Below are 22,171 nucleotides of genomic sequence, written 5' to 3'. Positions count from 1 at the left end.
CGCCCCTAGCTATTTACCAGACTGTTTTCTTGCAGGCAAAGCCTAAATAAATTATACATGGCAGGGACACAGACTTTGGCTATCCTTTGCGAGATTTCTCCGCCAAACATATCGGCATCTCCTACCACTATCAGCAGCCTCTTTTGCCTGCTCAAGGCCACGCAAAGACGATTGTCGGTCAAGAAACCGTATATACTACTGCCAACAGCTTGGACATAATCTTTATGACTTTTTTTGTCTTCGACATCAGCATCTGCCGGGATGCGCTCCAGCTCGTCCAAATTTATTTCTTTGTGACGATCGCCTACTTTTACCTGCATATTCGGGAAAAATCTCTTGCTCCGCACAATGGAAAGAAACATGACATCAAATTCCATGCCTTGAAACTCATCGACGGTGCCTATCCTTACCCTTTTGGCTAAATTCTCCGGCAGTCGCTGCTTTATGGCCTGTTTGATAGCCTGTACCTGGGAACGATAAAAACTTATCACCCCAAAAGTAAGCTCATTATTTTGCGGGTCGGCAAGATACGCAGCCAAAGTATCGACGATGTAATCTACCTCACATTTGCGCTTGAGGCTGAAATTATTAGTGCGTTCATGCTGACCGTAGCTGTTGGGAATGTTTACCCAGCGTATAGGCGAGGAGCAAATGCCCTGAGCAAACTTTTCAGCGGGTAAAGGCGAGGAAAACGGCTCACCGTATGGCTTGTAAAAATTATCGCTGACGAATTTCCCCAGCAATGGATGCATTCGGTATTGGGCATCCAGCGTTACCCGTCTGTCTATTCCGTCTGACTTGGAAAGCTCCAGCGCCTTTTCCCAAAGATGCTCAAACATACTGGTCTTTATGTCGCCTTCGTCCTCCAATAGCCCTTCCTCGCGCAGTGATTGAAAAATTTCCTCATCGTACATGTGGGGGAGCTGGCGTTGATCACCCACCAGAATTATGCGGCGCGACGCCTGGCTGAGCGGTATCATTAGGTCGCCGGGATTGACTCGGGCGGCCTCGTCCACCACGACTGTTTCATATTGCGCATGGGTATCATCGTCCTGGGGATTTTCCACCCCTTTGGCTCGTTTGATCTCAGCTTTTTCAGTCTGTTGGGCAGTGGCTGCAAACACAAAGCTATAGGAAGCTATTGCCTGGTAAACGCTGTACGGATTATCCCTAAGCTCGCTATATAAATCATAGACGATGTTCCCTAGCTCATCGCCGGGGCGTTGTAGCTTTTTTTTGAGTTTCCCATAAAGGACAGCTATATCCTCCCTGGCCTCATCGCTTTCAAAAGGCGGGGAACCAATGCATTCCGCTAATAATTGATGACGGATTCTGACCAATTCGTCCAGTAACACTTTGTCCGGTATATCAGCCATAGCAGCTTTTTTCAGCAAATCCAAACGCGCTGCTTGTTTCTCGGTAAGTGCCTCGCCATACAATGTCTCCAACTCATTGTACAAATCCATAGCGGCTATTTGCCCGTCATCAGCAAATGAGGACTCTTTGGTGCGCAGTTGGTAAATCTTTCTTAATAACTCGTCATTGCCAGTGGATTTCAGCGGAGCAATCTCCTCAAGGATGCGCTCGATTTCCTCCAGCAGGAGGTCATCCCTGACCAATTCTTTTGCGGCAGTCAGAAAATTAACAGCCTTGGTATCACTGGGCGATTGGAAATAAGCATTGTAAAGGGAAAATAGTTTCTTCTCATCGGCCGATTGCTTTAGCTGCGGATGTTTTTGCTCCAGCTCTGTCAGTGTGCGATTGCACCAACGGCTCAATTCCTCCTGCATGGATAAATTATCATCCGTCCGTCGTTGCCCGAATTTTATGGTTGGCAAAGAATTGACATTGACTCGCTCGATAATATTATGCACGGCATCATGTTGCAGACTGGTCACTAGCACTTGCCCTGGTTGCATTTGGCGTTTTTCTGACAGTTCGTTCAATCGTTCCAAAATGGCGGTAATTACGGTAGTCTTGCCTGTGCCAGGTGGACCTTGAATTATGGCTATATCAGGCGTGTTTAAAGCTATATCTATTGCTTTTATTTGTGCTGAGGTCGGCGGGTTTCGGAAAATCTTTTGGCGCAAAATCTGCGACAAGGGCTCTATGTAAGAAATTTTTTTTGTGGTCAGACCGATAGCGGCTACATCCTGGCTGGTCGAAAAGGCGCCGTTTTGGCTGCCTAAAATCAGCCCCAAGGTTGGTGAGGCACTAGTGCCGTTTTCTATGCGGTAGCGCGCTTTTTCTCGACGTTCTATCTGCTTTTCATCGCCATTGATGGAAAAATAAAGTTTGCTGCCGACCGGCAATTCCCGCTCATTGGCCAAGGTCACGCTATACTTGCTTTTGGCCTTGACTTCAAAAACTGGCACTCTGGGCAGACGCTTAACTTTCAATAACTGTAATTGCTGCGCTTTCCAATCTTGGTAAGACTGCCAGTTCATATTCTGATCTTCAATATAGGGGGGAGGCGTTAGATAGGCGGCCAGGCAATCTCCCGTAGCAAGATTCTCCAAATGACTCGTGCTTTCATCTGTCACCGTCAGTTCTATACCCTCCGGGGTTATATTGAAATTAGAACTATAGGAAATTTCACCCACTGCCCTGGCTCTTCTAAGCAAAAAATCGCCTTCACGTATGGCATATTCATTCCAGATGCTTATATAATTCGGTGTGGCATGCAAAATATCCCTCACTCGCGCCGCCACGTAGCTTTGCTCATCCGAGAATGCCAGTTCCCCATAGGCCAGCTGCCAGTAAAGTGTGGCGTTAGCAGGTCGGCTCTTGGACACGACAGCCCGATATGCCATAGCGCGACTCTCCACCCCATCGCCCTCGATGGTGACGAATAAGGTTATGCCCTGGCCGCAGAGCTTGAGGGATTTGCCATCTATTGAGCTAGCCAAATCCCCATCAGTGTTTTCATCAGTCTCCTCGAGAGTAGCTATCGTCTCGTCTATGACGGAACTATCGTCTTCTGCAGCCACCGTGGCATCCGTGGCAAGCTCGGGAGGTGTTTCCTTTTCCGTCTGAAGAGCCTCGTGGCTCGCTACCTTAGTTGCTGCTTCTTTATCTTCCCCATTATTTTCTTTCGGCTTCTCAAGGAGCGAATCAACGCTTTGAAAGGCAAAGCAATGCTCCCCGCTTACTCCGTCAGTGAATTGAAATAAGTCTGCCAAGCAGTTATAATCAGACATCTCATAGCCATGCTTTTTCAAGGTATTTTTGGCCTTATTACTCAGTATGACCTGAAATCTACCGAAACGAACACTGCGCAGAAAAAACATGATGCGCAGACAGAATTTTTTTCTGCCGTCTGCCAAAGTAGCTAGGCTACCAGAGCTTTCCAGGCTGGCCAATCCAACTAACTGGCGGCGCAAACAGTCCTGGATGCCCTTTTGCTGGGCAGAATCAGTGATGCGGAGGGTAAAGGTGTTTTCCCGATTTTTGAAACAGTAAACATTTACACCCTGCATTTCCAGTCGTCCCTCAGTTACCGATATTTCGCCTAGTTCCAGCCGTTCGCAAGGCACATGTTCAAAAAGAAATCCACGGTCTGTGCTGATGTCTTCAAGTTTCATTTAATGAGTCTCACCTCTATTCTTTTGGCAGTGTTGCCGTTGCCCAAACAATATATGTACAGGGTATCCTCAGTCGTCTCAAAGCCGGAAGCAGCAACGCGCCCCATTTTTCGGTCAGCAAATTCGATGCTTAGGCTTTCCTTGGTCTTATGAATATAAATTCCGTTGGCTGTCCACTGCATTGTGAAAGCCACCTCGTCGATTTCCCGTACCTTGAAGCCATTTACCAGACGCAATGGGATGGATATATTTTGCCCCAGCTCTATCTCATGGGCCAATTGCCACCAAATCTCCCCATTCTGGCTGTATGAGGTTATAGTCAGCAGGGGATGCTCATGGTCGCACCATGGACAAACGGTCTTCTTGCCGTAGCGCTCCATTTGGCACTTGGGGCAGCGCACAGTCTCATCCAGCGAGCGCGCTAAGGAATATGCCCACTCTGCCATAGAGGGGCGGCGTTGTTTGTGAAACAACCCCTCTTCGGCGCTAAAAGTCTCGTTCAACAGAGCCATCAGGCGTGGCGGGATCAAATTCTGATAGAAATCGCCATCGCCCGACCAGATATTGCTGTCGTCTGTCGTATCGAATACCCAGGGATATTCTCCGCAATCGCGCAGGTATTCCACCTGCACGATGTCATCCAACTCCTCTACTTGTTCATCAAACAACTCGCCCTCAAAGGGATGATGGTGGGTTAGCTGCTGGAACAATGTAGCGGCAAAGGCATAGCAATCGGAATAGAAGGTGCAACCCTTCGCCACGTATTCGTCGATGATTTCTGGCGCACCAATACCCGGCGTCCAAACTCGATGCTGGCAGGTATTTTCCTCAAAATCCAGATTATCCGCGTCAATCAGCCAGACATTGCAAAATTCCTGGCTATCGGATATAAAAACATTGTTAGCAGAAAAATCGCAATAAACTAGCCCCACCTCATGTAGACGCGCCAATAAGCAAGCGGTTTTCATATACGCTTGCCAAAAGCGACGCATACCACCGTGTTTTATCAAATTGCAGCATATTATAGCAATATTCTGGTTTTGGGTGGCTATGTTCTCCAACCATTCGTTTTCTATGGGAGCATCATCCCCATTGCAGTTAAAAGCATCCCGAAAGGAAATCATATCATCCATCAGGCGCATCACATAGCCGGAGTATTTCTCCAGTACGGCCAGGGGCAGGGTGATTGGCAAATCTTTTGGGATGGGCAGAAGACGCAGAGAAAGATATTTATCTCTAGCAGCCTTGCTCGCTTGGACAAACCGATGATCGCTAAGCTCCAATTTTATTACCAGGCGCGGCGCATGGGTCCTGTATACTGCCCCCTGACCTCCCCTGGCTATTTCCTTTAGCAAACGATATTTATGCTTGAACTCGTCTACACACTCGGTCGGTTGTACGAAACCATCGACCCCCTGCTCAGTTATTTCCACTATCTTCGTCCCCTTTTGCTCTATCCTCGATGATAAACGCCAAAGTCTTGTCGTCAATCCCTTTGTATTTTGGCAACCAATCGCCAATGTCCTTCAAGATTGCCGGCAGATCCATGTCACGATAGGCCATGCAAAATTCCCGTGTAAAATCTGTCAACGGTGGGATTGCACTGGGCAACATCAGCCCATCTGTACCAGCCACTATCCCACGAAAGGATTGGCATTGAAAGTGGTGAAACTCCCACAAATCAAGCTCCAACGTGCTGCCCAGACAGTCAGTCTCGTTTATACAATGCTCGTCTTTGTCATCAAACATCACACAAACTACGTCATCAACGACTGCACCGATAAATCCATCCCCTAAGCGGAAGAGCCACAGATCTTTTTCCCCGACCACTCCTATCAAAGCCGTGGCACGACAATCCTTCACCTTCAGACAGGCTTTAGCCAACAAGTCCAGCCACAGCTCATGCAGCTTTTGCAGAAACAGCTCCTGGCTCACCAAGCGACACTCCAGCGAATTTGCTAGTTCACAGGCTGCTGTGCATAAAGCGGCAGAACCAGCCTGCGAATGAATGTGACTGCCCAGCCCGTCGGATACCGCCAGTACGTAACCTCCTGTTACCTGACGGGCAGCGTAGCAATCTTGATTTACCGAATGATAGGAACCTACCAATGATAGGCCGCCATATTTCATGAAGAAACCTCCATATCAGCACAGCACAACAATTGCACTGCTGTCACGATGTCGGCCGAACTATACATTGTCTGTCCATGGCTGATTTGGGAGAGCGACCAACTGTTGGCATCCGCTCCAATGGCGACTGCCACTAGGCAAGAGCGCGTGGTGGTCACTTGTTGTTTTATTTGGTCGGTTATCTCCGCAGCCCAAAGGCCATCACTCAGCAACAAATATTTTCCGCCGAAACCATTGTCTCCAATGAAATCAATTAATCCTTGGGAATTATTGGCAGCAAGAACCATATCGCGCGGCCCTTTTAAGGGCGTTACCGCCTCGCGCCAGCCCCAAAAATGCACTACGTCCCCGTGCCTACTGACTAGAGGTATTAGACGTGCTGCCAATGATTTTAGGATGCGTATTTTCCCCAGTTCCGCCATGCTGCCTGACAAATCAAATACTATATTAATGTCTCTGTCCATGGCTTATCAATTCCAATCATCATCATCTTCTTCAAGGTTTTTCTTGACAGTATCACGGCGACTGATCCTAGGAGCAAGCTTACTACTAGTTTGCGGCTTAGGCATAGAAGCTGGACCACTATTTGTTAAATGTTGTCTTTCGGCTTCAACTGACCGCGTGACTTTTTCAAATATATCTGCAATCTTGCTGGCATCATCAGCTTTGAAGAAAAGTTCCGCATTGCTGGCAAAACTTTTCAACATCTCCTCATCAGCATCGTTACCAATAGCGACCGAAATACGTTGACGCCTAGATGTGCGCCCATTGTTGATGAAATCGTGCATAGCCACTTCCCATCCGGAATCATTTGGGTAGCCGTCACTAACCAGAATAGTAGTCGGCCCATACCAACGGGTAGGAGTTTCTTCACGATCTTCAATCATGCCTTTGGCCATACGCAGGGCCGTGCCCAGCGGTGTGCTGCCATTAGCGTAAAAGCGGGGCAGATTACTAAGCAGCTTGGCATCCGTATAGCGGGTATGGCAATCGACCGTTTGCCCGAATGTTATGATGGCGACCTTATATGGCATCTCGTCGCTTCTCGTATGAGCAACGAAAGTACCTAGCATTTCCGTCACCGCATCATAAAGGCGGTCTATTTTCTCCCCATCCATGGAGTAGCTGACATCCAGCAACAATACCACGGACATACATCTCTCTTTGGTAGATACCTGATAATTTGCCGGGTTAAAGGCCATATAAATCTCCTCCTGTAAAATTATTGTAAATGCCAGAATCGATATTTTATTATTCGGCATATGGCTTTTATTTACCTATATGCTATGTCACCCTTTTGGTAAAAATCACCAATTATCGCAACGTAAAAGCATCCTGAAGATCTGCGAGAATTTGACAAACCTCCAGCATATCAACAACAGATTTGGTTTCAGTTCCTATGTATGTTCCTTTCGGTAGCAATATGCAGTTTACATTAACCGCTTGAGCAGAGACAGCCACCAAAGTTCCTCCCATTTCTGTACGTTGTTGCCGAAACAACATTGTACAAATCAAGCTGTCCCCATTAGGGACATTTAAGAAAAGAAAACGGGTGATAGCACGAAATGATCCTATGAATTGGAGATATTTTAATTTGGCGACTTATCGCAGATCGAATAGCGTCTGAACGATACATGATAAGTTTTGGCGAAGAATTTGGATTTGGAGCTGGTCTCCTGGTTCCAATCTACCATACTTTTATATGTATTTAACATAAGCCATTCTTCATTATTTTATGCAGCCTCACAGTTCATCTGCATCTGAACCGAATTCCCTCTGTTGCCTGTCCCTGCTCAAGCGGCTAATGCCGCTCGATGATTATTTTTGGCTCTGCAACCATTCATTAATATACTCTGTGAAATAAAGCAAGCAAAAAGTCAACACCCAGAAAGCAGACTTGAGTTCCGTTTATACAATACTCTCAGCTAAAAGCTAATCGAATCAAAAGTAGGGTTTGGATTATTCAAGCCTTCAATTTTGAGATAATAATATTTATTGGTGCCATGCGTAACCCTATTGTAAATATCATCACCATGCAAAATATCACAACTATCAACTTGTGCAGCCTTATCAGCCTCAGCCTTTTCATTTAGCAATGCTTGGGCTTCCTCAAAAGATTCGAAGGAATATTCCTTCGAGTCGCCGTTATCTTTGACTTCCTTTAGAATATACATTTTTATAAACCTCCCTATCCGTCTTATTTTATTTGTGAGTTACTAAATCCCATGAGAGAATTTGCAGAGCCTTATTTTTCCATCAGTTCTTCCAGTATGAAACTTTCCTTGCCAACCAGGTCGAACTTCAACTCATAATCCACCTGTGTCTGAAGCAGGGCCTCATCTATTTTGATAGATAGCTCATCCGCCGTACGGTTAACCTCCTTCACAACGTTTCGAACCTTGTTCCTGTCATAGTCTATGGTCATGACACGGTCTATGTCATAACAGTAAGCAGTCTGATTGCCTTCATTGTTGAAGACATAGCCTCGGCCCTCGCCCTTTTGAAGCTCATGGGAGCTCTTGCGGTTAGCCAGTTTCTCAATGTACGGCAAGAATTCATGACGGCATTTGTTGATATCTACCGCCACATCCAGATTGAACGCCATATTTGCTTTGGCTTTGCCAATGGCCTGTCCCAGCTTCTCCTTTTCTACAAGCAGTTGCTGCCAAATGCTGATAAGCTTACCTACATCGAACATTTCCTCAGACTTATTGCTGACATCGACACTCTCATCCTGCTGCCCGGCCAAAGCCTTGCTGCGGAGATGTTTCTCCGTAATGGTCATCACGTTGTCTTCTTTAGCCAGATAGCTGGCGATATAATCCATCAGGTCAACGATTGTGTTTTGTGCCTGAAAAGCTTCTTTCAAATTCATAATGGCGACACCTCCCCTTTTTTCTATTGTTTCGCCGTTTTTGTGCTTATTCCTTCCATGTTTTACTTATTTTTCTGAATTTAGCATCATATATGTTCCTAGTAGGCTATTATACTTTCCAAGACCTCTCGCAAGGTTTCCATCTCATGAGATTCAGCAATACTGGTCTTGCACCACACAGCAAAGTGCTCACTACTGGAAAAATCGCTCCGCCCAATCGCCTTTTCGGCACGGACAGCAGTTTCTTCTGGAGAATACCACTTGTATCGCCTTACTTTTTCCGCCTGTTCCAGCATTCTCCAAATCTTATTTTGAGGCATTACCACGCCTTGAATTGGCGAGATAGCCTATATTCGCCTCGGATGCCCGTATTTTTTAGGAAACAGACAAATGGAGTAGCCAGATGCTCCTCTTAGGAATTTTTTCAGGGAACGTTTATGAACATCTTTGATTCCATGTAGGCCATTGCCGTACATGATAACATTTTTCCCTGTCCATACACCATACCGATTAGAGAACCCATCTCTGACGCATATCACATCCCCCCGCACCAGTTCGTGTCTATGTTGGCTGGAAGCGATTGATTCAGCCTGCGTCCCCAACAAGCTGCCAAGCAATACATCCAATATCTGGTTAGCCATATGGCATCCCTCCTTCGCTAACATCATCCTGATTGTACAGCCCTATGTTTCTTAAATATTATGACAATTTTCTTTGGAATACTTTTTCAGCTGCCTTCATCCATGATAATCGTTGCTATCCTCCAGTCTTGCTACAGCGTTTTCTCCGAACAAATCATGGATTTTATTTCTTGCCTGCGCATTTATATCTTCAGTTATATACATCTGTGCCAAGAGCAATGCCATTCCAATAGCCGTCGCATCATCAGCATAGCCTGCAATCGGAGTGAAATCTGGGATAAGGTCGATGGGAGATATGAGGTAACCCAAGGCTGCATATATACCAGCCTTTACCTTTTTCGGGCAGTTTGGCGACTGGGCAACATAATAGAGCTGCAACGCCTTATAGATAAGTGCAATACCTATATTGGCTACATTGTCACGTAGTTTCACCCAAAATCCGTTCTCTGTATATTCATCAGCGTATTTCCCCATATCTACATCCTGGAAGTCTTTCTCACTAACATTTTTCATCTTCCATCACATCTCCTTTATGACATTCAGAAAACCAGCCAGGTCTGAAATATTATCATAAACCGGTGTAGCCATCATCTGATGCTCATCCAGTTCATAAATCCTGCCATCTTTCAAGATAATCGTCATGGTATCTGTAAAAAAGCCACGTTGTGATTCTACATAGTCAATATCTGCAAAGGGAATCAGCAGGTCTTTCAATGCTGTGATGACGATGCTATCGTAGGTTAGTCCCCACGAGGTGGTCATATCGGATTTTGTCCGGATATATGCGAAATCCGCTTCCTGATAGTGCCCTTTACCCAGTTTTTTCACAAGCAAACTTCTTTCCCGTTGGTTAATGCCTCTGCTGTAGTGATTGTTGCTGCGCATATCGACCACATCCCATGTTCCCATGTCCTGACTGCGGGCAAAACGACACTTACGCATCAACCTTTCCTTAGCCCGGAAGAATACCTCCCGTACATCGGCTACAGACAAACGGCGAATACCTCCTGGAGTTAATGATATTGCCACATTCATGTTTTGGGCTGCAGCTTGACTGTGATTATTCTGCTGCCTTCTGACATTTCCAAAGGCAGCAGGCAGGTTCTCCTGAAACACTATGCCCAGCCATGTGTCGATGATATAGATGGCATTTTCCTCACTTACGCCGTGGTTGTTCACAATAGAGCCAGCCAACTTAGTAAGCTGCACTTCAGAAAGATTTGTCCCCACCAGAGAAAATATATCCTCGTCAAATCCCATAAGCAATAGGTTCACGATCAGTTTATCCTGCGGAAATATATCCCTCAGAACTCCTTGAAGCAGTATGCGATTTTCCATAAGGGCAGGATTCCTTTGTAGATACTCGCCTAACGTTGCCAGGCTAAGCATTATTCTGTCACCTCCTGTCCAGCTTCATCATCCATGGCACTTTGTGGCAGACTTATATCGCTGCAAGCCTTCCCTAGCAGTTCCATATCCTCAGTCATCATAATCCCCATCGATATATCATCATGGCTGCCCTTGACGGACATGTCTGCCAATACATCATGAGAAAGCTCGGTAAACAGGGACTCAGTATTTTCTGCCAATGCGGTTTCTATCAATACCTTGTAAAACTTAAAGAGATGCTCCTCATTCTGATAGGCAGGAAAACAATCATCCACGCCATCACTAGATAAAAATACAGCTACAGGATAGGTACTGGAGGTTTTATCGAGGGATAGCACCGCATGGCGAATCTTCTGGTCAGCATTCTCATCTGACAGGCTTGTAGTGACATTGAGAAAATTTTCCTCATCCTGAGGAACTGGCAAGATGAATAAGCCGTTAGCACATAAGACTACTGCTGAACCATCGCCTATCTGCAAAAGCAGCAATTCATTCTTGATGGCAATAGCGGCCAATAGTGTGGTGCCATAAGCCGTGTAAAGATATTTATCACTCTCTTTCTGGTAGCGTAATCTATATTTATCACTGACCAGTTCATAGCGGGCTTCATTTTCACCCAACTTTCCAAGCGTTAATCGGTTATCCCAATCACTCTTCACTGCTTTCTGCCAACTTTGCCATAACCTGTACTTGAAATTTTTTATGCCTTGTTCACTAAAAGGATGGTCTTCTTCATAGAGAAGGGGCAGCGCCTCGCAGAATACCATGTCTATAGCAATATTGGCTCCTATTTCACTTCTGAAACAATCGCCAGCTCCATGGCCATCTGCCACAGCGACAATCTGCACACCGTTTTTTGTACAGTTCCCTGAACTGTCCTGACATCTGAAACCATGTCTGGCATATTTTTCGCCAAGCCTGGACAGAGAATATATTCTATAGGACACTTTCGCCCCTCCCTCCTGTATTTCCTTCAATTACCACGCTTCTTCTGCTGAAGCTGTTGTCATCTCACCACCCTGAGCTTCCAATTCTTCCGCTAATGCTGCAGTATTGTCATCCGGAGCATCTTCCGTAGTATTCGTGGCAACCTTATGGCTTGCCACCATAGATGATGTAATAGATACAAAACGAATCATCTTCTTCAGATCTTCCGGGGAATTCGTATGCAGGACGGTTTCTCGATTGCCGGTAAACTCCGCCAGGATATTGTCATCTGCATCTCCATAGCCTATTGCCACCCGAACAGCTACCTTATACCAGTTATTTTCTTTGAGTTTGGCCAACGCCGATTTGTAATCATCCGTGGGAGCACCGTCAGAGAGCAGGAACAATACGGGAGCTACCGAACCGCTGGCGCGGCGCATAAATCCTGTCTCTATAGAAAGTTTTTTACCCAGCTCGCGAAAAGCTACGCCCATTTCCGTAGGACCGATTGCATCCAGACCATTCCAGGCTACATTCTGCGGTGGCAGAAGTTTTTCTCCCGTCACCCAATCAGCACCACCAGAAAAACTCATGATGGCCACATTTATCTCAGCATCTGCATTCTCATCGTTCATGACACAGAGTTCAGGCAGCACGCCTTCAATAGCCGAATTCACAGCCCCTATCGGCGCTCCATCCATACTTCCTGATGTATCCACCAGGAAAATCACGGGGCACATACGCCTTGTCATCTCTACCTTATCTAAAATACCAGCCATTATTGTCTCCTCCTTAATTCTTGACGATTTCACCGATAATACCATGACCGAAGTCCAGCTTGAAGCCTTCTCCGATAACAGCTACATCACCAGGTTCCTTGATTGCCTGTGAACCATCCGGTGCCGATACTGTCCATATACTTGCAGATTCGTTCTTGATGCCAAATTTCCCCGGCTTTTCCATGATATGAGCTGCAACATTTTCATCATTTGGGCCATTCTCATCCAGATGATAGGCGAAAAGCCTTGTCCCCCCCATAATAGGAACAACAATATCCATATTGGCCCGTTTTGGAAACCTTACATAACCTGCAGGCTTTACCACTCCACCACACGATGGGCAGATAAACGTACCAACTTCAGCAAAGACATGTTCATGACAGTGCGGGCATTTCACCAAGGATGATTTCAATCTTATCAGCACATGACGCCACATTCCTTCCAACAAACGGCCAGTTCCTTCCATAAGGCTTTCCTGGCTGAAGGAAGTTATAAATGCTTCCTGGATATAGCTCGGGAAATACGGCCATTTGGCGATAGCATTGCGATGAAGCCCTGGCACCGGGCGATTGCTGTCATCCTTCGGATCAAAGATAAACACAGGATTTTCACCGAAGAAGCGTTTTTCGTATTTGCTGGTCAGCGCGGGGACATTCGTTCGTTTCCCCTCTAAGGGATGATCCCCCATAAAGAGAATAAACAACACCACGGCCAACGAGAAGCGATCTGTCAGCTTATCCGGTTTCTTTTCCTTTCGCACCACCTCCGGGGCCATATAACGTGCCTTGCCTAAAATCCCTGACTCGAAGCCGTGACCGCCAACGTTGTCGTTATCACAGATCAGCACATCACCATTGGCAGGGTTGATGGAGAAATTTCCATCGTTCAGATCCTGGTAGTTGTAGCCTTTGTTATGCAAGTCCATAAAGGCCGTGACAATGTTAAGGGCAGCGTTTATCATGGCATCAATGTTGCTAAAGTTTACCCTTGCCGTGACAAACTTGGAAAAACCGACATACCCCTGCGGAAAAAGTGACATGATATATCCAAAGGTGCCATCTACCCATTCCGTAAGTTCCTCCGGCCAGATAAAGGCCGCAGATGGACTGCCGGCATCTATGTTCTGCGCAAGATGACGATAAAATTCCTCAGGACGGCTCAGCTTATCACCATAGTACCATTTGAGAGCACGCATCTCGCCAGAGCTGAGGCGAACCTTATATACGATCCCCTGACCACCAACCCCCAGCTTATCTACGACAGTAATAGTCCTTCCATCCCGTAGGAAGAGTTCCTGATTTCTCTTGAGCTGCATAAGATTTTCTCCTTAAATCATAGGCTCCGGTTTCAGCGAAGCCAAAGTCTCATCCAAAGTTTTGGTCAAGTCTTCCATGCTGCTCTTGAATTTGGTTACAGCATCATCATTGCCAGCTTCCAGTTCGTTGAGAGCCGCATCATTACAAACCTGCTTCTTGAGGTCAGCAATGATTTCATCACCACGCTTTTGCAGAGTGGCCTGAAGTTCCTTAATGGAATCTGTCACTTCCGCATAGACTTTCTCACGTTCCTCATCCGTAGTACATTCCGCCATTGCCCATTCCGCATCCTTGCGGACATTCTCTACCAAAAGCTCAATCCCATCCACACCTGGAACTTTATGGCTTCCATTCCTGGCGCAAGCCTCCGATTCCGATTCCAGCCAGGCTGCCAGCGCCAGCCCTGCCACACCACCAGCTGCTAATAACAATCCATTTTTCCACCATGTCATAAAAATCTACCTCCTAACAATCTTTCATTATCCTTTAAACTTCATCTAAGCTCAGTATAATACGTTGATTCTCTGCAGAGGTCGCCTGACAGGCAACCTTAAATAATTCGAATTGGTTCGTACCTCGGCTTATGGCCATAAAACAACTTATTTGCCTTGGCCCATTCACTTATTGCGTCACGATATTTTAGCTCCAAGCGTTGATTGCAATACCCCAACGCCTGCGTAATCCTTCCCTGCCGTATTTCTATACAGGCAACATATTTTTCCTGTTCCTTCATTGCTACGATTAAAGATGTTTTGTCTATAATATCTGTATCATAACTGGCAACGCAGTTATGGAATAAATTCCCCCATTTTCGCAATTCTTTTGTCTCTTTCGGCAAGTGGAATGTATATTCGTCCAACGCTTTTTCTAAACTCAGTTCCTTCTTCTTGTACTCATACGTTATATTTCCAAATTTATAACCTTTTTCTTCCTCGCCCACAAATGGATATGGATTCACAACAGCTGGTCGAACAATAAATAGCTCTTCCATCAGAATATCATGCACTTCCTGTGTAAGCCCTTCACTAAGCAAACGCCTGCGCACTACTGAATCAACAATTCCATCATTCAGATCCAGGCGGGCCTCAGCAAACATTCTAAGTGTATCTGTGGCAGCATTAGATAAATTCTCATTGCACCATCGCAGCACACGCGGAGCAATTGCTTTTTCTGAACGGTTACGCAACAGCCAACAACAAAACCTCTGAAAGTTAGCAAAGACATATCTCGCATCACCTATCATACTCATCATTCCGGTAATAGCGTCATATCGCATTTTCAATAGTTGGTGGCCAAAAAACGTTTCCCGGTAGAAAAAGCGCCGTATGATATTGATGTCACGAAATCCACATTGACGCATATAGACATATATCAAAATGCTTTCCGGATTCATTACATACGCCTTCCGAAGGCTAGGCGGTGGGGTTTCTATGGCAAAATATTTACACAGTTCCTTATAGGTGTCATATCCCCCCTCTCGCTTTATCCTCTCATATTCCTCTTTTCCCAATACATCCTTGATAATATACAAATTGGGATCTAAAGGGCTTTCGCAAAAGGCCATCATATGAGCTAATCCATGTGCATCGCCTAAATAGCTGGGACGAAATCCAAATTTATCCTTAGCTATATCTCTCAAGTATTCAATGGCCACATCAACAACTGTTGCAGGGATATCTACATATCTTGCTGCCAACAATTCTGGGAATACAATGCTATCATTGCAAATATAGCCGTTACGCCAATTCCTTTCTGTTTTTGCCACGATAGATATTGGCCATCCTTGCACTATTCCATTGCAGAAATCGCAGTCAATTGTCCATTCTTTATCAGTGATATCAGAAATATCATTATATGTTATTGTTACTCTTTTAGTATGTAATATCAGCTCCACAACTTTATCTGGAAGCACTTCAACAGTCCAAATCATAGGTAAATATACATAAGCTTTGAATCTATCATAAAACCTTAATTGATTCAAACGATATTCTATATCATCCTGTGCGCAAGCCTCCTCCTGCCAAACATCATCCACAGCATTGTAGTAAAAATATCTTTTATCCATAGTTGATACCTCAAAATCTGTCTTTCATTTCAATCAATGTCATCTCCAAATTTAGTGGCTAATAATGTAACGATAACTTTATCATCCATGGTTTTGTCTTCCACCACATTACAGATTATTTCTGCTTTTCTATATGCAGCTTCTCTAACGACTTCAGAAGCCTCTCTTAAATCCATCAAGTTAGGCGTATTTCCCATAACATTCATAAGGATAACACCAGCATCTTGCATGCATTCACCCCCAAATGGCTCCATTGCGTTTTTGGTAGCCGTCAATATAGCATTTTCGCCAATAGCCTCTCCCATTCCTATTATTGCCCGGCCTGTCCCCTTTAACATAGATCTCATGCAGGCAAAATCCATGTTTATGATATCAGACGGCTTAGTATAATTCGTTATAGATCTTACTATCTGAGAAATCGCTACATTGGCAAAAACAAATACATCATTTGTCGTTGCATTATCATCTATTATCGACCAAACACGCTCATTCACAACGATAATGCTGACATCTGCCTGTTTTTTCAATATATCCATGCCTTCATCAGCAGTATTACAACGCTTAGTACCCTCCAGAGAAAGAGGCTTCGCTGTTATTGAGAAGGTAAGTGCTCCAATCTCTCGGGCACAGGACGCTACAATCGGTGCAGCCCCCGTTCCCGTATTGCCCCCCATACATGCAAGAATAATCACCATATCGGCACCTCTTATTGCCTCAGCAATATCCCCATAGCTCTCTTTTGCCGCTTGTTCCCCTATAAAAGGACCTTCAACATTACTATCTACACCAAAAATGTTCTCACCTATAAGTATTTTCTTTGATGCCAATGATGATGCGAGTTTCTCAGCATCTGTATCCATTGCAATAAAATCTGCATTCTCTAACCCCATTTTAATCAGGGTATTTAGGACATTGATGCCACCACCACCGATTCCGACAACCTTTATATCAACCAATCCATCCTTAGCATTTTTTCTTATATAGCTCATAAGCCCCTCCTGTATCAAATCTATCATCATACTTAGTGTAGACTATGCCACAATAAAAAAGGTTGCCTGCCAGGCAACCTTTGAAAATTTTATGTGCAACATCACCAAGATATGATTACTGCTTTCATTATCCGAAATTCGTATCTGAAAGCTACGCCGACAAATTTGGGCAGGAAATATATGCTATCCATAGAATACCTACATAACAAGCAAATGTATAAAAGGAGCGGCAACTATGGCTAGATTTTACCCTTCCCTAAACAAGAACTTTCACGGCAGTGATGGCGAGCAGTTGGTATATGATTCCCTACGGCAGGGGCTTTCCGATAGCTATACTGTGTTCCATTCCTTTGTGTGGCTGGGCAATGACAAACAGCGGCGCAGTGAAGGAGAGGCAGATTTTGTCGTTCTGCATCCATCCCTGGGAATTCTGGTCATCGAGGTCAAGGCTGGAGGCATCTCCTATCAAGATGGGCATTGGCTTCAGACCAATCGCTACACTGGGGAGGATAAAATCATTGACCCATTGGGGCAAGCTGCGGAGAGCCAACACCACATCATCAACATACTGCGTCAAAAACTCCCGAACCTTATGCCTCGGCCTGTTGTAGGACGGGCTGCTTGGTTTACTTCAGTAGTACTGGATAAGAAGCTCCCCCTGCCCCCGTCTGCCTCTCCCGCTATTCTGCTGGACGAGACGGATTTGGATAATCCTGAGGCGGGACTAAAAAGAGCCTTTTCCTTCTGGAAGGAGAACTTGAACGCAGGGAAGACAGACCTGTCCCCTGCCCAGTTCTCGCAAGTAGTAAACACGCTGATGCCCAGCTTCCGTATTGCTCCGGCCATCAGCAGCCTGATTCGGGAGAACAAGGAGCAGTATGTGCGGATGACCGGCCAGCAATCCGCTATCCTGAATTTCCTATCAGAGCAGCCCATTGCCGCAATCCACGGCCCTGCCGGTACTGGCAAGACCCTGCTAGCGGTGGAAAAAGCTCGGATGCTGTCTTCCTTAGGGCAGAAAACCCTTTACCTATGCTTTAACGAATTCCTACTGGAGGCTCTTCGCAAGGCATATTATCAGGAAAAAAACATCACCTTTCACAATGTCCGCACCCTGGGGCAGGAAATCCTTGATCGAGAGGATATACCCATCGACAAGATAATCCCTACCTTCGAGCAGTATCTTGATGAAGAATACGATGACAGCCTCTGGCCCTACCCAAACATTATCGTTGACGAGGCTCAGGATTTAAGCGATACGCTGTTGGAGCACCTATCCTACCTAATGGAAATGACTGGCGGCGTATTCTACACCTTCTATGACCGCAATCAGGCTATCATGAAGCGGGAGCCCTCAAAGTGGATTGACGAACATGCTGACTGCCGTCTGGTGCTTTACCGCAATTGCCGGAACACCTCTGAGATAGCCAAGCTAATCAGTGGTCTCGTTCAAGTCAAGGAGGAAAGCTACATCAATGACATCCATGGCAAGCAGCCCCAGTGCTTCACCTATAAGGACAGAAAGGAGCTTCAGACCATAGCAGCCAACTTCGTCAAAGAAATGCTGAAAAATGGCCTGAAGCCCGATGATATAGTTATCCTCAGCATCCACCGTACTGAAACCAATCCTCTTAACGAACTCACGGCATTGGCCGGGATTCCCCTTTCCGGCAAAAAGGAACCAAACAAGGTATGGTTTACCTCCATACGGAAGTTCAAAGGGCTGGAAGCCCAGGCCGTCCTTATTGTGGACTTCAGATACAGCGAAGCAGATAGTGAACTGGCCCGCCGTATTTTCTACGTTGGCTGCTCAAGAGCCAATGCCTATTTGCAGGTGGCTCTCTTCAAGGATACTGAGGAAATAAAGGATGCCGATTTGATGCGGACGCTCGGCATTGGCTGATTTTGTCATAAGGAGATGATGTGATATGAGACGTGCCAGCGTCAAAAGCTGTCGGCTATGTGCCTTCTGCATTCATTGGTATGACCCCGGAAATAGTGCCATCCATCCGCTTAATCCTGGCTTGAACTTGTGGAACTATGACGAGAAGGCAAAAAGCTACTGCACAGTCCGACCGGGAAAGATACAGCGGTTAGCCAGCCAATCCTGCTCTCAATGGGTGTGTAAAATCACTTGATGAATTTATGGATCTATTTCTATCTCGAGATTTCTCGCTTTCTGACGGTTGCGCCAACGACGATGCCTCCGCTCTTTTTTCTTAAATGCTCTGATAGGTCCTACCTCGTATTCTATGTAGTTTTCAAGAACCTCATTATAAAAATTCACTACAATTTCCCCGCCAAAGAATGCATATCTACTTTTCCAGTGTGCTACATGTTTTTCCATAAAGATAGTGATGTATTTCTTGAATATTGCGGTATCAAAAATGATATTATGACAACATACTTTATTATCCCATTTTTGCCTGATATATAATTTGCTCGTCCCAAGACCGAAATATTTGAAATGTATATCTAAATCTCCATACTTCTTGGTAGGAAAGAAAGATGCCAATTCATAAACCATCCATGAATAGTCCTCTAGCTTCAAATCTGTTGTTAATCTATCATTATCCCATGGAGTTCTCTCTAATGCAAATTCAGTTAAATTCTCATCGTAAGGAATAGGTTTTAGTTTTTCCATAGTCATACCTCCATATAAGAAAAATCACTTGCCGTCAAATATTTTCTGAAGTTCTGGTTTTTCTACTGTATCATGAGCAGTAAGAACAGCGTTATAGAAATTCACCACTTCTTCGAGCCCTCCGAATGCATACTTACCTTTCCAGTGACGAGTATGCTTTTTCATATATATGATGATATGCTTCAGAAAAATATCTTTATTAAATTCGTAAACAAAAATCCTCCATGGGGTTTTTACTTGCATATAGGCATCCCCCGTATACATAAACTTAACATTAAGCTTGCCATATGCTTTGGTTGGCAAACAGGAGGATAGCGTATAAGTCATCTTGTCACGACCTTCTATAACAAGAATACTATCAAACAAATAAAAATTATCCCACAAATTAAAGGCTGAATGCTCTTCATCATAAAGGATAGGCTTTAATACTGGCTCGTATACCCCGAGTTCTCTTTCTTTATCTGTCATGTGATATCACCACCATTTTTTACTGGCATTTCTGCAAAAGTTGCTTCAATGTCTCTTGTTTATCTTACTCCCTTCGTATCTTGTTTTTGTAGAAGTAAGTACTGCATTATAAAAATCCACCACATCTTCCGTGCCATCGAAGGTATATCCTTCAAGCAGATTTCTCATATTCTTCCGAAGAATTCTTATGATATACTCTTCAAATAAATCAGCATAAAACTGGAAGGTATGTATTCTTTTTTCGGTCTCTACTTCCATGCTACACAAAACCATTCCGCAATAATCAAACTTAATTTTCAGTTCCCCATATTCTTTAGTTATCATCTCCGCCAAAAGAGTATAATTGCACCAATCATAGTCACTAAGAACAAGTTTTATATTGGATATGTCGATATAATGTTTCAGGTCGCTAGGAGACAGATTTTTATCATATATGATTGGCTCCAGGTCTTCCTCATATCCTGCCATCATTTTCTTCTTCTTTGACACAATAGCACCCCCTTTGACGTAGCCGAGATAATTCAGTAACTTGTTAAAAACGCTGCTGCATCAGTCAATTGATATGCAGCAGCGTTTGTTTTTAATAGGTTGGACAAGCTGCCAGCCTGCGAGACAGCCATGACATGGATGATGCCTGAAACTCCTGTTGCAGGATTTCACCGGGGCTGCTAATCACATACGGTAGCAGCCCCTCTTTGAACGTTAAGCCTTGAGCTTTAGACGGAAAGAACTTTGAGCTTTTAGCTTTACCCTTTGAGCGGTAAACTTTGAGCTTTTCCAATTTTGGAGCACGTTGCTCCTTCCCATCTTTATATTCACATACTTTTACCGCAAGCATGAAGCGTCATCCAAAATCCATAGCATTGCTATGAATTTAGCTGATTCGGCAGCCTATCCAGAATCTATATCCCCCTACTTGACCTCGGTCAAGTCGAGTTCTATGGTAGTCAAGGCGTTTTGCTCGGAGAGAATGGCATCAGCCTCCGTACGGAAAGCCTCAATCTCATTCTCCAACGCCTTGATTTTGTCTGCAATCTTCAGTGGGTCAATGATACGCGGGTCTTTTTGCTCATGGAGCATCTTGGAGGTTGCTTCTATCAGCGACTTCGCCGTGACATCCGTTTCCTCGGCCTCCCGCTTCTTTCCGGCAAGAGTACGGACGTATTGGCTGACCTCTTCATCAACCTTCTCCTGCATGTCATCAAAATCACATTGGGCAGAACTATAGTCGTTCTTCATCTTCGCCAACAACTTGGACTTGAAGCCCGGCTTGCCTGCTCTGCCATAGACCGTATCCACAAGCTCGATAATCTCGGCCACAGTCAATGCTTGGCCTGCAATATCAACCTTGCGGAGTTCTGTGTCTGGAGTAACCCCTGCATTGCTTTGGATAACAGCAGCCTTGATTTTCGTATAGTTTGAGATAAGTGCCGTAATGCGGTCATAGTGAGCTTGGATATTACGCTGAATATCCTTAACTGCCACCCCGCTGACCACATCTTCCTGTCCACGGGCTACTCTTACCCACTGGATTTCTTTATCAGACAGCTCCCGCTCGATGCGTGCCTTGGTTGTTTTCAACATAGCCAATGCCCGATGTACACTGTATTTCATGATGCAACGCCTCCCCTTGTCATCAAAATCAGTCTTGCCTGTTTTCTACGATACATAGTCTATATCAGGATATGCGCTAAAAGGTTGCCTGCTAGGCAACCTTCAAAAAAATTTTTCAATCCTTGATTTTACGCCAGTTTGTCAGAGTTTTGTGGCCGCGTAAATCCAGTTGATTGTTGATTCTATCAATATTATAGATACCCTTTTTGATATAAAATTCCACAATAAGGTCACTCTCATGGCTATGAGATATGGAATAACCAGCTCTACGCAACAGATCATTGGTTTCCCTTAAATCCAAATGCAGGGCAATAGCAAAAGCCAGCGCTGTTTCCTTGGTTGGATGATAATCCTTATCTGATCTAATCTTAGAGAAGTGTGTCTTTGTAATCCCTGCCTTAGTGTATATTTCTGAAGGCTTACGTCCCTTTTCTTCAATAATCTCAACCAGCCTCTCTGAAAAAGTAAGTTCCAGATTCTTTAACAGAAACTCCAGTGCCCACTTTGCCCCACCTATATTGGGGGCAGCGCCATATTGCCCACCAAGATTCAAGAAATCCCTAAGTTTTATTCCCTCCGGATGTAGGTGCTTTCTAATGTATATATCCAGTTCTCGACTAAGCACCTCATCTTCGCTGCTCATCATCTCACATCCCCCCGTTTCCCATCTACTCACGGGTTGCCTAACATATATTATACTGCTTGTTATTCGCCATCCCCGACAAAAATCCTCTTTTACACCTGTCATCT

Annotated in this window: 23 protein-coding genes; 1 reads left to right on the top strand and 22 read right to left on the bottom strand. The window is 44.9% G+C overall.

Going from position 1 to position 22,171, the window contains the following annotated elements:
- Positions 1-5 precede the first annotated feature (5 nt).
- The 16 genes from SELR_RS07070 to SELR_RS06990 all read right to left on the bottom strand — a co-directional run bounded on the left by SELR_RS07070 (position 6) and on the right by SELR_RS06990 (position 16,695).
- Positions 6-3,584 (bottom strand): DEAD/DEAH box helicase, encoded by a 3,579-nt coding sequence (locus tag SELR_RS07070; RefSeq protein WP_014424528.1) that lies wholly within the window; start codon positions 3,582-3,584, stop codon positions 6-8.
- A complete protein-coding gene (locus SELR_RS07065) occupies positions 3,581-5,017 on the bottom strand; it encodes a serine/threonine protein kinase (RefSeq protein WP_014424527.1) in 1,437 nt (478 codons plus the stop codon). Before SELR_RS07065 ends, SELR_RS07070 begins: the two co-directional genes overlap by 4 nt.
- Entirely contained in the window at positions 5,004-5,714 is a 711-nt protein-coding gene (locus SELR_RS07060; RefSeq protein WP_014424526.1) for a protein phosphatase 2C domain-containing protein, read from the bottom strand. The genes SELR_RS07065 and SELR_RS07060 overlap by 14 nt, the downstream gene beginning before the upstream one ends.
- Positions 5,711-6,178 (bottom strand): vWA domain-containing protein, encoded by a 468-nt coding sequence (locus SELR_RS07055; RefSeq protein ID WP_041914317.1) that lies wholly within the window; start codon positions 6,176-6,178, stop codon positions 5,711-5,713. The genes SELR_RS07060 and SELR_RS07055 overlap by 4 nt, the downstream gene beginning before the upstream one ends.
- A gap of 6 nt (positions 6,179-6,184) precedes the next feature.
- On the bottom strand, positions 6,185-6,916 hold the full coding sequence (locus SELR_RS07050) for a vWA domain-containing protein (RefSeq protein ID WP_014424525.1): 732 nt from the start codon (positions 6,914-6,916) through the stop codon (positions 6,185-6,187).
- A gap of 723 nt (positions 6,917-7,639) precedes the next feature.
- On the bottom strand, positions 7,640-7,888 hold the full coding sequence (locus tag SELR_RS07045; protein WP_014424524.1) for a hypothetical protein: 249 nt from the start codon (positions 7,886-7,888) through the stop codon (positions 7,640-7,642).
- A gap of 71 nt (positions 7,889-7,959) precedes the next feature.
- Positions 7,960-8,589 carry a hypothetical protein gene (locus tag SELR_RS07040; protein ID WP_014424523.1) on the bottom strand — a complete coding sequence of 210 codons (630 nt, stop codon included), beginning with the start codon at positions 8,587-8,589 and terminating at the stop codon, positions 7,960-7,962.
- Positions 8,590-8,936: 347 nt separating this feature from the next.
- Complete coding sequence (locus tag SELR_RS07030; protein ID WP_041914315.1) at positions 8,937-9,230, bottom strand: hypothetical protein; 294 nt, start codon at positions 9,228-9,230, stop codon at positions 8,937-8,939.
- Between the two features lie 96 nt (positions 9,231-9,326).
- Complete coding sequence (locus tag SELR_RS07025) at positions 9,327-9,743, bottom strand: YkvA family protein (RefSeq protein ID WP_014424521.1); 417 nt, start codon at positions 9,741-9,743, stop codon at positions 9,327-9,329.
- Between the two features lie 6 nt (positions 9,744-9,749).
- Complete coding sequence (locus SELR_RS07020) at positions 9,750-10,568, bottom strand: hypothetical protein (RefSeq protein ID WP_158645785.1); 819 nt, start codon at positions 10,566-10,568, stop codon at positions 9,750-9,752.
- A gap of 50 nt (positions 10,569-10,618) precedes the next feature.
- Complete coding sequence (locus tag SELR_RS07015) at positions 10,619-11,596, bottom strand: protein phosphatase 2C domain-containing protein (protein WP_041914314.1); 978 nt, start codon at positions 11,594-11,596, stop codon at positions 10,619-10,621.
- Positions 11,597-12,325, bottom strand: a complete 729-nt coding sequence (locus tag SELR_RS07010) for a vWA domain-containing protein (protein WP_014424518.1) — start codon at positions 12,323-12,325, stop codon at positions 11,597-11,599. It lies immediately after the preceding gene.
- Between the two features lie 13 nt (positions 12,326-12,338).
- Positions 12,339-13,640: a protein kinase domain-containing protein gene (locus tag SELR_RS07005; protein ID WP_014424517.1), complete on the bottom strand. Its 1,302-nt coding sequence runs from the start codon at positions 13,638-13,640 to the stop codon at positions 12,339-12,341.
- A gap of 12 nt (positions 13,641-13,652) precedes the next feature.
- Positions 13,653-14,093, bottom strand: coding sequence for a hypothetical protein (locus SELR_RS07000; RefSeq protein WP_014424516.1), 441 nt, complete (start codon positions 14,091-14,093; stop codon positions 13,653-13,655).
- A 98-nt stretch (positions 14,094-14,191) separates the two neighbouring features.
- On the bottom strand, positions 14,192-15,706 hold the full coding sequence (locus SELR_RS06995; protein WP_014424515.1) for a PcfJ domain-containing protein: 1,515 nt from the start codon (positions 15,704-15,706) through the stop codon (positions 14,192-14,194).
- Positions 15,707-15,735: 29 nt separating this feature from the next.
- Positions 15,736-16,695 (bottom strand): cell division protein FtsZ, encoded by a 960-nt coding sequence (locus tag SELR_RS06990; RefSeq protein WP_014424514.1) that lies wholly within the window; start codon positions 16,693-16,695, stop codon positions 15,736-15,738.
- 235 nt (positions 16,696-16,930) lie between these two features.
- Here SELR_RS06990 and SELR_RS06985 point away from each other — a divergent pair, with 235 nt between their 5' ends.
- Entirely contained in the window at positions 16,931-18,598 is a 1,668-nt protein-coding gene (locus SELR_RS06985) for an NERD domain-containing protein (RefSeq protein WP_014424513.1), read from the top strand.
- A 240-nt stretch (positions 18,599-18,838) separates the two neighbouring features.
- Here SELR_RS06985 and SELR_RS06980 read toward each other — a convergent pair whose 3' ends face one another.
- The 6 genes from SELR_RS06980 to SELR_RS06955 form a co-directional block, all read right to left on the bottom strand.
- Complete coding sequence (locus tag SELR_RS06980) at positions 18,839-19,339, bottom strand: hypothetical protein (protein ID WP_014424512.1); 501 nt, start codon at positions 19,337-19,339, stop codon at positions 18,839-18,841.
- Positions 19,340-19,363: 24 nt separating this feature from the next.
- On the bottom strand, positions 19,364-19,807 hold the full coding sequence (locus SELR_RS06975) for a hypothetical protein (RefSeq protein WP_014424511.1): 444 nt from the start codon (positions 19,805-19,807) through the stop codon (positions 19,364-19,366).
- Positions 19,808-19,852: 45 nt separating this feature from the next.
- Positions 19,853-20,296 carry a hypothetical protein gene (locus tag SELR_RS06970; RefSeq protein WP_014424510.1) on the bottom strand — a complete coding sequence of 148 codons (444 nt, stop codon included), beginning with the start codon at positions 20,294-20,296 and terminating at the stop codon, positions 19,853-19,855.
- Between the two features lie 91 nt (positions 20,297-20,387).
- The gene (locus SELR_RS06965) at positions 20,388-20,645 is read right to left on the bottom strand and encodes a hypothetical protein (protein ID WP_041914313.1); all 258 of its coding nucleotides are present in this window, start codon (positions 20,643-20,645) and stop codon (positions 20,388-20,390) included.
- 74 nt (positions 20,646-20,719) lie between these two features.
- Positions 20,720-21,421 carry a hypothetical protein gene (locus SELR_RS06960; RefSeq protein WP_014424509.1) on the bottom strand — a complete coding sequence of 234 codons (702 nt, stop codon included), beginning with the start codon at positions 21,419-21,421 and terminating at the stop codon, positions 20,720-20,722.
- A 115-nt stretch (positions 21,422-21,536) separates the two neighbouring features.
- Positions 21,537-22,067 carry a helix-turn-helix domain-containing protein gene (locus tag SELR_RS06955; RefSeq protein ID WP_014424508.1) on the bottom strand — a complete coding sequence of 177 codons (531 nt, stop codon included), beginning with the start codon at positions 22,065-22,067 and terminating at the stop codon, positions 21,537-21,539.
- Positions 22,068-22,171 lie beyond the last annotated feature (104 nt).

Source organism: Selenomonas ruminantium subsp. lactilytica TAM6421, from assembly GCF_000284095.1.
Classification (GTDB): domain Bacteria; phylum Bacillota; class Negativicutes; order Selenomonadales; family Selenomonadaceae; genus Selenomonas_A; species Selenomonas_A lactilytica.
The sequence above is the reverse complement of the archived record's forward strand: the minus strand, read 5'-3'. Positions and strand labels throughout refer to the sequence as shown.

Excerpts from the sequence above, each read along its gene's own strand:
- SELR_RS07040 (WP_014424523.1), bottom strand. The coding sequence starts at position 8,589 with ATGAATTTGAAAGAAGCTTTTCAGGCACAAAACACAATCGTTGACCTG.
- SELR_RS07005 (WP_014424517.1), bottom strand. The coding sequence starts at position 13,640 with ATGCAGCTCAAGAGAAATCAGGAACTCTTCCTACGGGATGGAAGGACT.
- SELR_RS06965 (WP_041914313.1), bottom strand. The coding sequence starts at position 20,645 with ATGCTTGCGGTAAAAGTATGTGAATATAAAGATGGGAAGGAGCAACGT.
- SELR_RS06990 (WP_014424514.1), bottom strand. The coding sequence starts at position 16,695 with ATGAGCTATATAAGAAAAAATGCTAAGGATGGATTGGTTGATATAAAG.
- SELR_RS06995 (WP_014424515.1), bottom strand. The coding sequence starts at position 15,706 with ATGGATAAAAGATATTTTTACTACAATGCTGTGGATGATGTTTGGCAG.
- SELR_RS06955 (WP_014424508.1), bottom strand. The coding sequence starts at position 22,067 with ATGATGAGCAGCGAAGATGAGGTGCTTAGTCGAGAACTGGATATATAC.
- SELR_RS07060 (WP_014424526.1), bottom strand. The coding sequence starts at position 5,714 with ATGAAATATGGCGGCCTATCATTGGTAGGTTCCTATCATTCGGTAAAT.
- SELR_RS07055 (WP_041914317.1), bottom strand. The coding sequence starts at position 6,178 with ATGGACAGAGACATTAATATAGTATTTGATTTGTCAGGCAGCATGGCG.
- SELR_RS06985 (WP_014424513.1), top strand. The coding sequence starts at position 16,931 with ATGGCTAGATTTTACCCTTCCCTAAACAAGAACTTTCACGGCAGTGAT.
- SELR_RS07045 (WP_014424524.1), bottom strand. The coding sequence starts at position 7,888 with ATGTATATTCTAAAGGAAGTCAAAGATAACGGCGACTCGAAGGAATAT.
- SELR_RS07000 (WP_014424516.1), bottom strand. The coding sequence starts at position 14,093 with ATGACATGGTGGAAAAATGGATTGTTATTAGCAGCTGGTGGTGTGGCA.
- SELR_RS06975 (WP_014424511.1), bottom strand. The coding sequence starts at position 19,807 with ATGACAGATAAAGAAAGAGAACTCGGGGTATACGAGCCAGTATTAAAG.
- SELR_RS07020 (WP_158645785.1), bottom strand. The coding sequence starts at position 10,568 with ATGGAAAATCGCATACTGCTTCAAGGAGTTCTGAGGGATATATTTCCG.
- SELR_RS07010 (WP_014424518.1), bottom strand. The coding sequence starts at position 12,325 with ATGGCTGGTATTTTAGATAAGGTAGAGATGACAAGGCGTATGTGCCCC.
- SELR_RS06980 (WP_014424512.1), bottom strand. The coding sequence starts at position 19,339 with ATGGAAAAACTAAAACCTATTCCTTACGATGAGAATTTAACTGAATTT.
- SELR_RS07070 (WP_014424528.1), bottom strand. The coding sequence starts at position 3,584 with ATGAAACTTGAAGACATCAGCACAGACCGTGGATTTCTTTTTGAACAT.
- SELR_RS07030 (WP_041914315.1), bottom strand. The coding sequence starts at position 9,230 with ATGGCTAACCAGATATTGGATGTATTGCTTGGCAGCTTGTTGGGGACG.
- SELR_RS06960 (WP_014424509.1), bottom strand. The coding sequence starts at position 21,421 with ATGAAATACAGTGTACATCGGGCATTGGCTATGTTGAAAACAACCAAG.
- SELR_RS07025 (WP_014424521.1), bottom strand. The coding sequence starts at position 9,743 with ATGAAAAATGTTAGTGAGAAAGACTTCCAGGATGTAGATATGGGGAAA.
- SELR_RS07050 (WP_014424525.1), bottom strand. The coding sequence starts at position 6,916 with ATGGCCTTTAACCCGGCAAATTATCAGGTATCTACCAAAGAGAGATGT.